Annotated in this window: 15 protein-coding genes and 1 pseudogene; 13 read left to right on the top strand and 3 right to left on the bottom strand. The window is 62.0% G+C overall.

Annotated features, from left to right (window positions below; genetic code table 11):
- Entirely contained in the window at positions 1-615 is a 615-nt protein-coding gene (locus INQ47_RS24485; RefSeq protein WP_404702809.1) for a TetR/AcrR family transcriptional regulator, read from the top strand.
- A gap of 112 nt (positions 616-727) precedes the next feature.
- Here the strand turns inward: INQ47_RS24485 and INQ47_RS24480 are convergent, their stop codons facing one another.
- Together INQ47_RS24480 and INQ47_RS24475 are read right to left on the bottom strand one after the other, a co-directional pair.
- Positions 728-1,495, bottom strand: a complete 768-nt coding sequence (locus INQ47_RS24480; protein WP_392519029.1) for a phasin family protein — start codon at positions 1,493-1,495, stop codon at positions 728-730.
- A gap of 10 nt (positions 1,496-1,505) precedes the next feature.
- Positions 1,506-1,925: a phasin family protein gene (locus INQ47_RS24475; protein WP_252458855.1), complete on the bottom strand. Its 420-nt coding sequence runs from the start codon at positions 1,923-1,925 to the stop codon at positions 1,506-1,508.
- A gap of 179 nt (positions 1,926-2,104) precedes the next feature.
- Here INQ47_RS24475 and INQ47_RS24470 point away from each other — a divergent pair, with 179 nt between their 5' ends.
- Positions 2,105-6,865 (top strand): hypothetical protein, encoded by a 4,761-nt coding sequence (locus INQ47_RS24470; RefSeq protein WP_404702808.1) that lies wholly within the window; start codon positions 2,105-2,107, stop codon positions 6,863-6,865.
- A gap of 18 nt (positions 6,866-6,883) precedes the next feature.
- On the opposite strand, the gene INQ47_RS24465 is transcribed toward INQ47_RS24470, so the two are convergent.
- Positions 6,884-7,159 carry a polyhydroxyalkanoic acid system family protein gene (locus tag INQ47_RS24465; RefSeq protein ID WP_003249289.1) on the bottom strand — a complete coding sequence of 92 codons (276 nt, stop codon included), beginning with the start codon at positions 7,157-7,159 and terminating at the stop codon, positions 6,884-6,886.
- A 124-nt stretch (positions 7,160-7,283) separates the two neighbouring features.
- On the opposite strand from INQ47_RS24465, the gene ubiE reads away from it, so the two are divergent.
- The 11 genes and pseudogenes from ubiE (at position 7,284) to INQ47_RS24410 (ending at position 15,349) form a co-directional block, all read left to right on the top strand.
- Positions 7,284-8,054 carry a bifunctional demethylmenaquinone methyltransferase/2-methoxy-6-polyprenyl-1,4-benzoquinol methylase UbiE gene (gene ubiE / locus INQ47_RS24460; protein ID WP_009682367.1) on the top strand — a complete coding sequence of 257 codons (771 nt, stop codon included), beginning with the start codon at positions 7,284-7,286 and terminating at the stop codon, positions 8,052-8,054.
- A complete protein-coding gene (locus INQ47_RS24455; protein WP_404702807.1) occupies positions 8,054-8,677 on the top strand; it encodes an SCP2 domain-containing protein in 624 nt (207 codons plus the stop codon). The genes ubiE and INQ47_RS24455 overlap by 1 nt, the downstream gene beginning before the upstream one ends.
- On the top strand, positions 8,674-10,296 hold the full coding sequence (ubiB, locus tag INQ47_RS24450; RefSeq protein WP_021783740.1) for a ubiquinone biosynthesis regulatory protein kinase UbiB: 1,623 nt from the start codon (positions 8,674-8,676) through the stop codon (positions 10,294-10,296). Before INQ47_RS24455 ends, ubiB begins: the two co-directional genes overlap by 4 nt.
- A gap of 72 nt (positions 10,297-10,368) precedes the next feature.
- Positions 10,369-10,761, top strand: a complete 393-nt coding sequence (gene hisI, locus INQ47_RS24445; protein ID WP_021783739.1) for a phosphoribosyl-AMP cyclohydrolase — start codon at positions 10,369-10,371, stop codon at positions 10,759-10,761.
- Position 10,762: 1 nt separating this feature from the next.
- Entirely contained in the window at positions 10,763-11,098 is a 336-nt protein-coding gene (locus tag INQ47_RS24440; protein WP_003249283.1) for a phosphoribosyl-ATP diphosphatase, read from the top strand.
- Positions 11,099-11,179: 81 nt separating this feature from the next.
- Complete coding sequence (locus tag INQ47_RS24435) at positions 11,180-11,452, top strand: twin-arginine translocase TatA/TatE family subunit (protein ID WP_016489564.1); 273 nt, start codon at positions 11,180-11,182, stop codon at positions 11,450-11,452.
- Between the two features lie 3 nt (positions 11,453-11,455).
- Complete coding sequence (gene tatB, locus INQ47_RS24430) at positions 11,456-11,842, top strand: Sec-independent protein translocase protein TatB (protein WP_252458858.1); 387 nt, start codon at positions 11,456-11,458, stop codon at positions 11,840-11,842.
- Complete coding sequence (gene tatC / locus INQ47_RS24425; RefSeq protein WP_252458859.1) at positions 11,839-12,627, top strand: twin-arginine translocase subunit TatC; 789 nt, start codon at positions 11,839-11,841, stop codon at positions 12,625-12,627. The genes tatB and tatC overlap by 4 nt, the downstream gene beginning before the upstream one ends.
- Positions 12,624-13,331: a 16S rRNA (uracil(1498)-N(3))-methyltransferase gene (locus INQ47_RS24420; protein WP_021783737.1), complete on the top strand. Its 708-nt coding sequence runs from the start codon at positions 12,624-12,626 to the stop codon at positions 13,329-13,331. Before tatC ends, INQ47_RS24420 begins: the two co-directional genes overlap by 4 nt.
- A gap of 101 nt (positions 13,332-13,432) precedes the next feature.
- Positions 13,433-14,494, top strand: a pseudogene (locus INQ47_RS24415) (methyl-accepting chemotaxis protein); the annotation flags it as partial.
- A complete protein-coding gene (locus INQ47_RS24410) occupies positions 14,477-15,349 on the top strand; it encodes a methyl-accepting chemotaxis protein (protein ID WP_404702814.1) in 873 nt (290 codons plus the stop codon). The pseudogene INQ47_RS24415 and the gene INQ47_RS24410, both read left to right, overlap by 18 nt.
- Positions 15,350-15,600: the final 251 nt, after the last annotated feature.

Raw genomic sequence — 15,600 nt, 5'->3', positions numbered from 1 at the left:
ATGAAAACCCGCGACCGTATCCTTGAGTGCGCCCTGCAGTTGTTCAACCAGCAGGGCGAACCCAACGTATCCACCCTGGAAATTGCCAACGAACTCGGCATCAGCCCAGGCAACCTGTACTACCACTTCCATGGCAAGGAACCCTTGGTACTGGGCCTGTTCGAGCACTTTGAAGAAGCGTTGATGCCGCTGCTGGACCCACCGCTGGAGGTGCGTCTGGACGCAGAGGATTACTGGCTGTTTCTGCACTTGATCGTCGAGCGCATGGCTCAGTACCGCTTCCTGTTCCAGGACTTGTCCAACCTGACCGGGCGCCTGCCCAAGCTCGCCCGAGGCATGCGCAGCCTGATCAATGCAATCAAACGCACGCTGGCGGCGCTGTTGGCCAGCCTCAAGAGCCAGGGGCTGGTAGAGAGTGATACCCAGGCGCTGGGGCAACTGGTGGAGCAGATCACCCTGACGCTGATGTTCTCGCTGGATTATCAGCGTGTGCTGGGGCGCGAGGGGGATGTGGGGATCGTGGTGTACCAGGTGATGATGCTGGTGGCGCCGCATCTGCAGGCCCAGGCCCGGGCGGCGGCGGAGCAACTGGCAGTGAAGTACCTGGAGGGGTAGGCCTGCTGGATATGTAGTGTTGCAGCCGACGCATTCGCGGGTAAACCCGCTCCTACAAGGTTTTGGCGCATCTTGTGGGAGCGGGTGTACTCGCGAAGAAGGCGACGCGGTATCAGATCAGGGTACCGGTGCCGGTAGGTGCCGATGGCGTGCTGCTGGCCGGGGTGGCGGCAGGTGCTGGTGCCGGTGCAGCGGTCGCGGCAGGTGCAGCGCTGGCCGCTGGGGCGGCTGGCTTGGCGGCTGCCGGTTTGGCCGGAGCCTTCTTCACCGCAGGTTTCTTGGCCGCTGCCGGCTTCGCCGCAGGCTTGGCTGCTGCGGATTTGGCAGCAGGTTTGGCCGCTGCGGTTTTAGCAGCAGGTTTGGCCGCCGCCGTTTTCGCCGCAGGCTTGGCTGCCGCTGCCTTGGCCAGTGGCTTGGCCGCGGCCTTGCCCGCAGCCGGCTTGGTCGCTGCAGTGCGCGACGAAATCGGCGTAACCGAAGCACCGGTCAACTTCTCGATCTGCTTGGTCAGGCTATCCACCTGCTGGTGCAGTGCCTTGATCTCGTTGCGGCTCGGCACGCCAAGACGCGAGATGGCGCTGTTAAGGCGCTTGTCGAAGGCTTCTTCGAGTTCGCTCCACTTGCCCAGCGCACGGTCCTTCACGCCCGAAACCCGCGAAGTGGTCGAAGACTTGGCAGTCTCGGCAACATCTTCAGCCGTTTTTTTCGCCTGCTTCTCGGCCTTCTCGCCATCCTTCACCAACGAGTCGAACAGCTTCGGGCCGTCCTGGTCGATCTTCGAATAGATACCCAGCCCCGCCAGCCAGATCTTGCGGGAGTATTTCTCGATCCCGCCGACCCAGGAGCTGCCTTCTTTTTCGGTGTTCTTCTTGCCAGCCATCCTGCTCTCCTTATGGTTTGTGCGCGACACGCTCAAGCAGCTCATGCAACTGTTCAAGCTTGATCGACAACGCCTCAACGTCATGTTTAGACGGAATACCCAGGCGATTCAAGGCGCGACCGACCCGTGCGTCGAAAGCTTTTTCGATCTTGTCGAGTTGAATTTCTACCTTGCCGCGTACGCGGTTCACTTCTTCACCAACTTCGTCAAGCTGGTGGTTGGCGGCATCGAGCTCTTTGTCGATGCGCTTTTTGCCGCGTGTCTCGACACCTTCACCCGCCCTGACCAGCTCCTTGAAGTATTCAGAGCCTTCCTGACCAACGCGGGCGTAGGCGCCGATGCCGGCCAGCCAGATCTTGCGCGCATAGCCGCGCACCTCGCCAAGCGTGCCCAGGGCTTCGTCTTTTTTCTTCACAATCACTTTGGCCATGCTGTGTACCTCATGCTCATGAGTGGTGGAAAACCGCCCATGGAGGCTGGGCTTGAACATAAGGTAGGGAAGAAAATTAGAAACCTCACCCTAAGGTCTTCGTTGTCGCATCTATATACCGCGAGCCCTTTTACCCATAGCGCTAGCGTCGCAGGCTTCACCTCACGGACATCGACGCCATGACTGTTGTAGCAAACCCACCCAGGCTGACGTTCAAGCAAAGCGTGGCAGCCTGTTTCTCCAAACGACCCAGCCTGCGGGACGTTTTATCAAAAGAAGCATTTCAGACTTTCAGCGACCGGTATCCATGGTTGCACCGCAACCATCCTCACATCACATCGCTCGACCCTTTCGTCATCCTGCATGCACCGGCCAGCACAGATGATCTGCCACGTCAGAGCGGGCTGCTGGACGAGCTTCTCAAGCATTTCCTGGCCAAGGAACGTGTGCAACTGAGCGCCGCAGACAAGCTGAGCATCAGCCCGCCCCATGTGTTTCAAGTTCAGCAGCAAGGCCAGGACAACATCCGCCAACCCGAAATCATGCCGGACCTGACGAAGCTCAGCGATGACTTCGATACCGTGCTTGGCGCGTTGATACCGGCCTTCCAGCAAGCCCAGGTCGGCTTCTGGAACGGACTCGACGAAGACAGCCAACTCTCGCGCATGCTCTGGCTGGAACACACCATCAAGGCCGCATTGCTTGAAAACCTCCCTCGCCAAGGCCTTGAAGATGATGAAAAAGCGGCAATGTACGCCCTGCTCGACGGGGTATTCGACAGCCTGGCTGTCGAGGCGATACAAGTCACGCTTGGAACGGATGGCGGGGAACACACCGTTACCCTACCGGATCTGTTGCTCATCACCACAAGCGGCACCCGCAGCCTGGTTCTGCAATGCAAACCCTGCGGTTCGGTTCACCGCCATGTCGACCTGCCCAGCTTTGCCACCGCGCTGCAACGGCAGCTAGCGCAACGTTATCGCTTCGAAACGTTGTCCTGGGCACACACGCAGGTAACCGGACACCCTTTCGCCTTCCAGGCCAGGCAACTGCTGAACGATATCCTGGACGACATCGGCCGCCTGCGTATTGGCGGCCTGGCAACCGTCGACGAGTTGGAGCGACAACTGCGCCAGGTGAGCGACCCGTCAGCTTACTTCTTCGACCTGCCGTCGCAGGAGCAAGCTGCACCCTCCGTCAGCCCGCCGCGATGGCTGCTCAATGCCAGCGCTGAGGACCGCTACGCCTATCACACTGCACTGCTCGATCTGGCGGCGAGCCAAGGTCGGTCGAAGGGCTGCACATCGCTGGGCGATGTTGAAGATATCCGTGATTACGCCGCTCGCCGCTTGCGTGAGACCCTGCAGACCAGCTACCCAGACAAGGCGGTACACGACCCGAACAAGGTGCACATCCGCATTTCCCAGGCCATCATCGGCGCCGCTACACAAGGGCAGTCACTGTTCTTGCGCACGGTGCCCCTGACCGACCTGGCGATTTCACGCCTGCGGCTGGAGGCTGGCGAGGTGATGAGCGGGATCAGTTTCGAGGACGGCTCGCCTGTGACCGACTGGCTGAGCATCGACCAGATCAGGGGCTTGATTCATCAGGTCGACATCGGCGGTCACTACCCCTCCTACCTGAAGGACCAAGTCAACACCCAACCGCGCAGGGCCGAGCGAATCCGACAGCATGCCAGGGAATGGCGATACGCCCTTCGGTTCAGCACCCTGAAGGCCAAGATTGAGCAACAGCTAGGCGAAACAGCAAGCCAGGCAATGCTCAGATTCTGCCAGGGCATGGACAATGGCATGGACCTTCTGCGCATCGCCCCCCTGGCATTTCTTTGCGCACCTGGCGCTTCGGCAAGCGATGTGGCGCACGGGATGTTCATCATCGAAATACCGGCAAGCGGCAGTTGGGTCTTGTACCGCCCATTCTATGCCGACAAGGCGTTGCAGGAATTTCCGACCCTCGAATTGCTGATGGACGCAATCCGCAGCAGGGGCGAACTGCAAGAGAGCGTATTGGCCTGGCTCAACGATGACGCGCGTCCGATTTACCAGAACGACGGGTTCACGCACCCGCACCTGCACCCGAACATCACCACGCTGACGCACCTGCTCAATGTGCCGCTCGAGCTGCTGGACGGTCTTTTGCAACGCCTCAGACGCCCGGTCCAGGCCTCGTTCCAGGCCTGGACGGATGATCTGGACACCCACCTGTTCAACGCCCGCATCGAGACCATGTTATTGGCCTCAGCCAGCAACAGCGTCTCCAATGCCCAGGAAGTGCGGGCTTTGGTGAAGGAGGCTGCGTGGGCGATCTTCAATACCGTCACCCAACTTTGGCATGGCCCGATGACCACCCTGGTGTGGCTGGTGGTGGCGCTGTCGGCAGTCAAGGAAGACGTCGAGGCGCTGATCAAGCGCAGCGGTGACGACAATATCGTCGCAGCCATAGACCTGGTCACCAACCTGGCCTTGCTCCTTGCCCACCGCCCTGCAACGCCACCTGCCAACAGCGAAGAGCCCGCCAGGCTACGTTTTTCAGGCCCTGCGCCGAAGGAAGAGACCCCGCCCCCAGCGCTCGAGCAGCCACAGGAGAAACCCTGGCAGCCCCCCGTCGAGGCGCCACGGCCCACGCTCGTGCGTGTAGATGGCTGGCATGACGGGCAGCGCCTGAGCAACCTGTCGGTACAGGAGCGCCAGTCACTGGCCCAACTGCAAGCCTCGCAGCCACTCGAAGGGCAAGCGCCACTGACAAGGGGTCGTTTGCGTGGGTTGTTCAATATCGCCGGCCGTTACTACGCCAAGTTGGGCGATGGCGCCTATGAGGTCATCGAGACGTGGAACGGCATGCAGATCATCGGCCCCGAGCCGAGCAGCAGCGAGTGGGTGTCCCAATGGGATGGCGCCCCGGACGGCTACCATATCGTTGGCCGTGAACGCCAAAAAGGCCCCTGGCTGACGCGCTGGAATGGCCAATGGACCGTGAATCTGAACCTCTCTGGCGGCATGCCAAGGAACAGGCAATCCATCAACGCTGAAAACCGCCAGCGGTTCGACACCTTGAGTACAACCGCCACGGCGAACCAACAAGCGCTTAATCAGATGGCGCCACTTATGGAACGCAGCCGAGTGCAACTGCAGGCTTATGACGACCTCGCGCTGGAGTACAGCATGGCTATCGATGCACTACCTGCACAGGAGCGTGCTACACCGCCGCCAGCATTGCAGCTTCAGAGGCAGGCACTCAAAGCCCAGCGCCTGCGCCACTTGCCAGAGATCAGGGCATCCGCGCTCTATCTGGAACGGCAGAGCACGCTGTTGCATGGGAACATCGAAGTGTTCAAGGAGATGGCCGAACCACGGTTCAGCAAATTCGACACCCGAGCCCCGAGCCGACGCCGATACGGCAATTGGTATGGCGCAGCCATCGAAAACGACATGCTGCTGTGCCGACGCTTGCTGGAGCAGGTCGACCATCAGGCACTGAGCGCGCAGGCCACCGGGCTGCCCCGCTTTCCGGAGACTGCCGAACAGATACAGCAATACCTCGACTATCGCGAGCGGGTACGCGATTCCTGCCAAGCCAGCCGCCGCCTGCTTGTCGTCAGCCAGCGGCTGGACCGGGTCCTGGCGGAAACACTGCAGGACCCCAAGATCGATTTTGCCAATAAAGCCACGAAACTCGCTCAGACCATCCGACGCAGGACGTATTCGACACTGGTCATTCGGGCCCAACTGCTCAGTGACCTGGCCTACCTCACCGTGGACAAGTCTCGGCTCGCTGCGGACACAGCCGAGCATTTGCTGGCAATGCGCGCGCCGCTCAGCGGCATCGAATTCAGCCGCACGGTATGGAGCCACGACGGGCTGGCAGCCACCGAAGAGACGGCCCAGGTCAAAGCAGAACTGCTTGAGGATATCCTTCAGAAGTACCGTACCGTGCTGGACCGCGCCCAATACATGAAAACGCTGGACTCGCCTGCGCTGGTCGCTGACGTGCTGGACGAATACATACGCGAACTGTCCACGATTACCCAGATCACGGAGCAGCAACTGAGTGCGACCTTGACCAACCTCGACAGCGGCATCAGCCCGCCCTCGCCAACGCCCTATCATCGGCCCGCGACGATCAGACGCCGGGTCATCCGTGTTGACCGAGGTCGACCGCTACTGGTGGAAATAGACCAAATGGGCAACCGTGCTATCCAGCGCAGTGCATTCAACCAGGAGCCTGCGGGCAGCTTCACGCAACGCGACGGGGTGTGGCATGCCGTGCCTGAGCAAGCGCGGCCGGCCCAGCATGACCGCGCACAGCTGCGCCAGCGAGCAAACCGCCTGCTGGCAGAGGTGGATGGGAAAATCGCCTTCGCCGCTCACTATGCCGATGAGCCCAACAGCCTGAGCGACTTTCTGGAATGGCCGGCAGGTGACATGCGCGAAGTACAGCAGCAACTGACCGAGCTTAACAATCCACTGGATTACGGCTTGGTCGACCTCCTTCGGGCAGCGGTAGACCGCGTCCATCACGAAAAACTTCGGCTACTCACCGACGCGTATCTGAACACCCGCCATCCCGACGGCAAGGCCCTTCGCTTCCTGGCTGAGCAGAACCGGATTCGGATCAGGCAAACCGTGATTCGCCGACAGTTACGTCACGCCAATGATTACCTCGACGTCTACGAGGTTCGCGATGTACAAGCGCCACAGCGGTTACTGTGGGAGGCGCATTTTCATTATCCCAGCCTCGAAGCGAGGGGGCATGACTTCGTCAAGGGCCACCTCAAATTCTGGGATGCAGGCGTAAGGGGCCGAAAGGCAATGCTCGAGCAGGCCGCAGACGCACGCGAGCGCATCGCGATCTACCGCGGCGATCTGCGCCTGGAGCAAGTGATTGGTATCATTCCTTTCCCGGCGGACGCGCCGCAGTAGCCACAGGGCGGCGCCGGTTCAGGCCAGGGCCTTGTCCAGCGCCCGCTCGATCTCCCCCTTGATGGTGCCGCTCATCATCGACAGCATCATGCCCAGCTTCAATTCGACGCGGATGCTGTCGTCGCCAATGTGCACACTGCCATTGGCGCCACTGCGCGCAACGTCCACACGGTCACCGTTCCAGGTGGCCTTGAGGTCGTACTCGCGGCTGAGCTTGTCGACCAGCGCTTCGGCCTTGGCGCGGGCGGCATCACGGCCGAGGGAGTGTTTGCGTTCGACGCTGATCTGGGTCATGCGGACGTTCCTGAAGATGTAGACATAATGCGCATTATGCCCGCCCCTGCCCACTGGCACACCCCGCCAAGACAAATCCGCCCGTTCGCCCTAGAATGGCGGTAATTTTTTCCGGTGAAGCGATATGAACGACCAGCGCAAAGGCGACCACGCCGAACCCACCACCCATTTCGGCTATCAGGACGTGCCTGAAAGCCAGAAGGCGAAGAAAGTCGCCGAAGTGTTCCACTCGGTGGCAGCCAAGTACGACCTGATGAACGACGTGCTTTCCGGCGGCATGCACCGCCTGTGGAAGCGCTTTACCATCGAGCTGTCAGGCGTGCGCAGCGGCAACCGCGTGCTGGACATCGCCGGCGGTACCGGTGACCTGGCGGCCAAGTTCTCGCGTCTTGTCGGGCCGACCGGGCAGGTGGTGCTGGCCGACATCAACGATTCGATGCTCAAGGTAGGCCGTGACCGCCTGCTTGACCGCGGCGTGGCCGGCAATATCGAGTTCGTCCAGGCCGATGCTGAAAAGCTGCCGTTCCCGGACAACCACTTCGACTGCGTGACCATCGCTTTCGGCCTGCGCAACGTCACCCACAAGGACGCCGCCATCCGTTCGATGCTGCGCGTGCTCAAGCCCGGTGGCCGTCTGTTGATCCTGGAGTTCTCCAAGCCGACCAACAAGCTGATGTCCAAGGCCTACGACGCCTACTCGTTCGCTTTCATGCCGCTGGCTGGCAAGCTGATCACCAATGACTCCGAGAGCTACCGTTACCTCGCCGAGTCGATCCGCATGCACCCTGACCAGGAAACCCTGAAGAGCATGATGGTCGAGGCCGGTTTCGACCGCGTCACCTATCACAACATGACCAGCGGCATCGTTGCCGTGCACCGGGGAATCAAACCCTGATGTTGCTGGCCGGGCTGCTCGCCAGCGTCGAACATGGCCTGAACCGCGTCCTGCGCATGGACAGCACGGCCCTGCCGCGGCTGGCCGCGCTGGGAGGCAAGGTCATCGAAATCGACTGCCGCCAACCGGCCCTGCAGCTGTTCATCTTGCCCGACGAAGAAGGCCTGATGCTCGCCGCCCATTGGCAGGGTGAGGTCGACTGCAGCCTGCGCGCCCCCGCCAGTAGCCTGGCGCAACTGGCCCTGGCCAAGGACAAGACCGCCGTGCTGCACAGCCCGCAAGTCGAGCTGCACGGCGACAGCGCCGTACTGCTCGACCTGTTCGGTGTGCTGCAGGACCTGGAACTGGACTGGGAGCACGAGCTGCAACGCTGGCTTGGCCCGGTCGCCACGGCAATGCTGGCCGGCCATATCCGCCTGCGCGCTCGCTGGACTCGCCAAGGCCTGGCACGTTTCAGCCAGAACCTGTCCGAATACCTGGCCGAAGAATCCCGTACCCTGGTCGGCAAGCGCGAGGCCGAAGCCGCCTTCAGCGAGCTCGATGCCTTGAAGCTTGATACAGAACGCCTCGAAGCGCGCCTCAGGCGCCTGTCCCGATCCCTTGATACCAGCGATAACGCATGAAGCTGCTCGCCGTCCGACGTCTTTTTCGCATCCAGCGTGTGGTGATCCGCTACCGCCTTGATGACCTGCTGTTCGACCAACCCTTGCTGCCCTGGTGGCTGGCCAGCCTGCGCCTGTTGATGCCGTGGCGCTGGCTGCCACGCAAGCCCACCGAGCTTAGCCGTGGCGCGCGCCTGCGCCTGGCACTGCAGGACCTGGGGCCGATCTTCATCAAGTTCGGCCAGCTGCTTTCCACCCGCCGCGACCTGCTCCCCCCCGACATCGCCGACGAGCTGATGCGGTTGCAGGACCGTGTCCCCCCCTTCGACCCGAAAAAAGCCGTGGCCTTGATCGAGGAACAGCTCGGTGCGAAGGTCGGCGAAGTGTTCAGCCGCTTCGACGTCGAGCCTCTGGCCTCGGCCTCGGTGGCCCAGGTGCACGCCGCACGCCTGAAAACTGGCGAAGAGGTGGTGGTCAAGGTGGTGCGTCCGGGCCTGAAACCGGTCATCGCCCAAGACCTGGCCTGGCTGTTCCTGATCGCCAAGGCCGCCGAACGCGCCTCGGCGGATGCCCGGCGCCTGCACCCGGTGGAAATCGTCGGCGACTACGAAAAAACCATCTACGACGAGCTCGACCTGCTGCGCGAGGCTGCCAACGCCAGCCAGCTGCGGCGCAACTTCGAAGGCTCCGAGCTGATGTACGTGCCCCAGGTGTACTGGGACCTGTGCCGCCCCAAGGTGCTGGTGATGGAGCGCATCTACGGCGTACCGGTGACCGATATGGCCACCTTGGCCGACCAGCGCACCGACATGAAGCTGCTGGCCGAGCGCGGCGTGGAAGTGTTCTTCACCCAGGTGTTCCGCGACAGCTTCTTCCATGCCGACATGCACCCCGGCAACATCTTCGTCAGCACGGTCAAGCCGTGGAGCCCGCAGTACATTGCCATCGACTGCGGCATCGTCGGCAGCCTCACCGCCGAGGACCAGGACTACCTGGCGCGCAACCTGTTTGCCTTCTTCAAGCGTGACTACCGCCGCGTCGCCCAGTTGCACATCGACTCGGGCTGGGTGCCGGCAAACACCAAGGTGAACGAGTTCGAAGCAGCGATTCGCACCGTGTGCGAGCCGATCTTCGAAAAACCGTTAAAAGATATTTCCTTCGGCCAGGTGCTGATGCGCCTGTTCCAGACCGCACGGCGCTTCAACATGGAAGTGCAGCCACAGCTGGTATTGCTGCAGAAAACCCTGCTCAACATCGAAGGCCTTGGCCGTCAGCTGTACCCCGACCTGGACCTATGGAGCACCGCCAAGCCATACCTCGAGCGCTGGATGCGCGACCGCTATAGCCCCAAAGCCGTGTTCGGCAACCTGCACAGCCAGGTAGAGCAACTGCCGCACCTGGCCGGCATGACCCGCGACCTGCTCGAACGCCTGTCGCAGCCTCACCTGCACGATCCACAATTGCCGGAACGGCGCCGCCAGGGCGACCGCTGGGCGCTGCGCCTGCTCGGCGCCGGCCTGCTTGGCGGTGGGGCAGTTTTGGCCGCAGGCGCTGCCGAAACCGCCAGCCTGGCCGCCCCGGCCGCCTGGCCCGCCTGGCTGATGCTGGCTGCAGGCCTTTACCTGATCGTGCGCCAATAGCCAGCCGCGCCTGTGGCTGGCACACTAGCGCAAAGGGCCTGGCACAGGAGCGGGCCCGCTTTGGAGTCGACGATGAAAGACTGGCTGGACGAGATCAAGTGGAACAGCGATGGCCTGGTACCGGCAATCGCTCAGGACCACAAGACCGGACGTGTGCTGATGATGGCCTGGATGAACCGTGAATCGCTGGCCCTGACAGCCGCCGAGCAGCGTGCCATCTACTGGTCGCGTTCGCGTGGCAAGCTGTGGCGTAAAGGCGAGGAGTCCGGGCACGTGCAAAAACTGCATGAGCTGCGCCTGGACTGCGACGCCGACGTGATCATCCTGATGGTCGAGCAACTGGGCCATATCGCCTGCCATACCGGTCGTGAAAGCTGCTTCTACCGCGTCTATGAAGACGGCCAGTGGAAAATCGTCGACCCGGTCCTGAAGGACCCGGATGCCATCTACAACGCAGGACACTGACATGAGCGACACCCTCAACCGCCTGGCCGAAGTGCTTGAAGAACGCAAGCAAGCGGCGCCTGACAGCTCCTACGTGGCCAGCCTGTACCACAAGGGCCTGAACAAGATCCTTGAAAAGCTCGGCGAAGAGTCGGTCGAAACGATCATTGCTGCCAAGGATGCCCAGATCAGCAAGGATTACAGCGATGTCATCTACGAAACCGCCGACCTGTGGTTTCATAGCCTGGTGATGCTCAGTGCGCTGGGCCAGCATCCACAAGCCGTGCTGGATGAACTGGAACGCCGCTTCGGCTTGTCCGGGCATGATGAGAAGGCCGCACGCCAGCCATCTGCCTGACGTTTTATTGGGGGCGCCCGCTCCCACAGGCACCGGGTTGCCGGATCGATATGCTGTACACACAATTTTCAGGAGTACGAAATGGGTATCTTTGACTGGAAACACTGGATCGTCCTGCTGGTGGTCGTGGTTCTGGTGTTCGGCACCAAGAAACTGAAGAACTTCGGCAGCGACCTGGGCGAATCGATCAAGGGCTTCCGCAAGGCCATGAACGAAGAAGAGACCAAGCCGGCCGAGCAGACTCCGCCGCCTGCCCAGCCTGTGCCGCCGGTGCAAAACACCGCGCAGCCGCAACAAGGCCACACCATCGAAGGCCAGGCCCAACCGGTCCAAGAGCCGCAGCGGAAAGACTGATCCATGCTCGGCATGAGTTTCAGCGAGCTGCTGCTCGTCGGCCTGGTTGCCCTGCTGGTGCTCGGCCCTGAGCGCCTGCCGGGTGCAGCGCGCACGGCAGGCCTGTGGATCGGGCGGCTCAAGCGCAGCTTCAACAGCATCAAGATGGAAGTGGAGCGCGAAATTGGCGCCGACGACATCCGCCGCCAGCTGCATAACGAGCACATCCTGCAGATGGAAGAGGAAGCCAAGCGCATCCTCAACCCCATGACGCCACCCGCGCAGCCGCCGGTCACCACGGCCAGCGTGCAGCCACCTGCCGGGCTCGAAGCCAGGCCGGTCGAAGCACCTGCAGCCCCGGCCGCACCGTCTGAACCGCCTCAACCGCCTCAACCGCCGCGAGCCCCATGAGCGAGAATCCGGACCACGACCAGCCGATGCCGCTGGTTTCACACCTGACCGAACTGCGCACCCGCCTGCTGCGCTGCGTTGCCGTCATTTTCCTGATCTTTGCCGGGCTGTTCTCCTTCGCCCAGCAGATCTACACACTGGTTTCCGCGCCACTGCGCGAGCACTTGCCGGCCAATGCAACGATGATCGCCACCGATGTGGCCTCGCCGTTCCTCACGCCGTTCAAGCTGACCATGATAGTGGCGCTGTTCCTGGCCATCCCGTTCATCCTCCAGCAGATCTGGGGCTTTATCGCCCCCGGGCTGTACCGTCACGAGAAGCGCATTGCCATTCCGCTGCTCGTATCGAGCATCCTGCTGTTCTACGCCGGCATGGCCTTTGCCTATTTCCTTGTGTTCCCGCTGATGTTCAAGTTCTTCGCCGCTGCCACCCCGGCAGGCGTAGCGATGATGACCGACATCGCAAGCTACCTCGACTTCGTGATGACGCTGTTCTTCGCCTTTGGCGTGGCCTTCGAAATCCCGGTGGCAGTGGTGCTGCTGGTGTGGATCGGCGTCGTCGACGTGAAGTACCTGAAAAAGGCCCGCCCCTATGTAATCATCGGTTGCTTCGTGGTCGGCATGGTCCTCACCCCACCGGACATCTTCTCCCAGACCCTGCTGGCCGTGCCCATGTGGCTGCTGTTCGAGATCGGCGTGCTGTGCGGCAGCCTGATCCGCAAGCGCAGCGCCCACGACGAAACCGCCGACGACCATAACGACCAGCCACCTGCGACCCAACCGTGAACCTGTTGCTTCTTGAAGAGGCCGACTTCGTTTCGGCCAACCGCGTCGTTCTTGCTGATCGGCGCTTCACCCATATGCAGGAAATCCACCGCGTGGCGGTGGGCGACAACCTGCGCGTGGGCCGTATCAATGGCCTGATGGGCAAGGCCACGGTGCTGCGCCTGGAAAAACACGAAGCCGAGCTGGCAGTGGCCTTCGACCAGCAGCCACCGGCCAAGCTGCCGCTGACCCTGGTGCTGGCGGTGCCTCGGCCCAAAATGCTGCGACGGCTGTTCCAGACCGTGGCCACACTGGGCGTGCCGCGGTTGATCCTGCTGAACAGCTACAAAGTCGAGAAAAGCTTCTGGCAAACGCCCTTCCTGCAGCCCGACACCATTCGCGAGAACCTGATCCTGGGCCTGGAACAGGCGCGCGACACCGTGCTGCCCGAGGTCATCATCGAAAAGCGCTTCAAGCCTTTTGTCGAAGACCGCCTGCCCACCATCGCCGCAGGCACCCTGGGCCTGGTCGGCCACCCCGGCCCTTACCCAGCCTGTCCGCGCGCCGTAGAACAAGCCGTTACCCTGGCCATCGGCCCCGAGGGCGGCTGGATCCCCTACGAAATCGACCTGCTGGGCAAGGCAGGCCTGGCGCCGGTGCAGCTGGGTGATCGCATCTTGCGGGTGGAGACCGCCGTCACCGCGCTGCTTTCGCGTATTTTCTGACACAAACACCCCTTTTTTGCCCATCAAGTTTCCCTCTCCCGGGCCGATGGCCTTGGCAACAAAACAATTATTTGTGCTGCCAAGCCGCCGGGGAGTCGAACATGTATCAATGGTTAGCCCAATCGCTGGGCAATGTGAGCGTCAATCGCAAACTGGGGCTGGGTTTCGGCCTGGTGCTACTGTTGACCTTGGCTATTACCCTGGTCGGCTGGCACGGCATGGACAGCATCATCGACCGTGGCGACAAACTGGGAAACATTTCTGTCGTCCAGCAATACACCCAGGAGCTGCGCATCGCCCGCCAGCTCTACGATCGCCGCCGCGACGACGCTTCGCTGGCAGAGCTGGAAAAAGCCCTGGGCAACCTCGACCGCCAGGTGCAACTGATGCTTGGCCAGATCGAGCAACCCGCCGACCGCCAGCGCCTCGAACAGCAGCGCGAGGCAGTGCGCGTCTACCAGCAGGCATTCAACGAGCTGAAGCAGGCCGAACAACGCCGCGAAGCAAGCCGTGATGTACTGGGTAGCAGCGCCGATAAAGTCGTTGAATTGATTGGCCGAGTACAACGTAGCCTGCTGCAAGGTGCAGACATCAATCAGTACCAGCACGCGGTGGACGTCAGCGCACTGCTGCAACAAGCGCGTTTCCAAGTGCGTGGCTACACCTACAGCGGCAATGCCGATTTCCAGCAAACGGCACTGAAGGCCATCGACCAGGCCTTGGCCGAGCTGCGCGCACTGCCGGCCAAAGTGCCAGCCGAACATGCTGCCAGCCTGGATGATGCCGCCACGGCCATGGGCGGCTACCGCGATGCCGTGACCCAGTTCGGTGATGCCCAGCGTGCCAGTGAACAAGCGCTGCAAAGCATGGCTGAACAAGGCACGGTATTGCTGCAGGCCAGCCAGACGATGACCACCTCGCAAACCGAGGTGCGTAATGCTGCTGCCGCGCAGGCCAAAACACTGCTCACAGTCGCCACCGTGCTGGCACTGGCCCTTGGCCTGCTGGCCGCCTGGACCATTACCCGGCAGATCATCATCCCTCTGCGCCAGACCCTGCACGCCGCAGAACGCGTGGCCAGCGGAGACCTGACCCAAAGCCTGCAGGTGCAACGCCGCGACGAACTGGGCCAATTGCAAGCCAGCATGCATCGCATGACCCAAGGCTTGCGTGAACTGATCGGCGGCATTGGCGACGGCGTCACACAGATCGCCAGCGCTGCCGAGGAGCTGTCGGCGGTGACAGAACAGACCAGCGCCGGGGTCAACAACCAGAAGGTCGAAACCGACCAGGTGGCGACGGCCATGAACCAGATGACAGCCACCGTGCACGATGTGGCACGCAATGCCGAACAGGCTTCGGAAGCCGCCCTGATGGCCGACCAGCAGGCCCGCGAGGGCGATCGCGTGGTGGGCGAGGCGGTGGCACAGATCGAGCGCCTGGCAAGCGAAGTGGTCAACTCCAGCGAAGCGATGAACCTGCTCAAGACCGAAAGCGACAAGATCGGCAGCGTACTCGACGTGATCAAATCGGTGGCCCAGCAAACCAACCTGTTGGCCCTCAACGCGGCAATCGAAGCGGCCCGCGCCGGTGAGGCCGGGCGTGGCTTTGCCGTGGTTGCCGACGAAGTGCGTAGCTTGGCCCAACGCACACAGCAGTCGACCGAAGAGATCGAAGAGTTGATTGCCGGCCTGCAAAGCGGCACCCAACGGGTGGCCAGCGTGATGGACAACAGCCGCCAACTGACCGACAGCAGCGTCGAGCTGACCCGCCGCGCCGGCAGCTCGTTGGAAACCATCACCCGCACGGTGTCGTCGATTCAGGCGATGAACCAGCAGATTGCCACGGCCGCCGAGGAGCAGACGGCGGTGGCCGAGGAGATCAACCGCAGCGTGATGAATGTGCGTGATATTTCCGACCAGACCTCGGCGGCGAGTGAGGAGACCGCCAGCTCCAGCGTGGAACTGGCGCGGTTGGGTAACCACTTGCAAGGGTTGGTTGGGCGGTTCAGGCTGTGATCTGAACTAGCGGTCGCCCGGTCGGGCCTCTTCGCGGGTAAACCCGCTCCTACACACATGCACAGACCGTCGTAGGAGCGGGTTCACCCGCGAATGGGCCGGCCCTGCTGGCCAATCTCCACCTGCCGTTCACCGTTGCCGGCACCACTGTATTCGCGGGTAAACCCGCTCCTACACACATGCACAGACCGTCGTAGGAGCGGGTTCACCCGCGAATGGGCCGGCCCTGCTGGCCAATCTCCACCCGCCGT

The sequence above is a fragment of the Pseudomonas sp. 3HC3 genome, from assembly GCF_044904505.1.
GTDB classification, from domain to species: Bacteria; Pseudomonadota; Gammaproteobacteria; order Pseudomonadales; family Pseudomonadaceae; genus Aquipseudomonas; species Aquipseudomonas putida_Y.
Note: the sequence above shows the minus strand (reverse complement) of the source record. Positions and strands in the feature narration are given on the sequence as shown.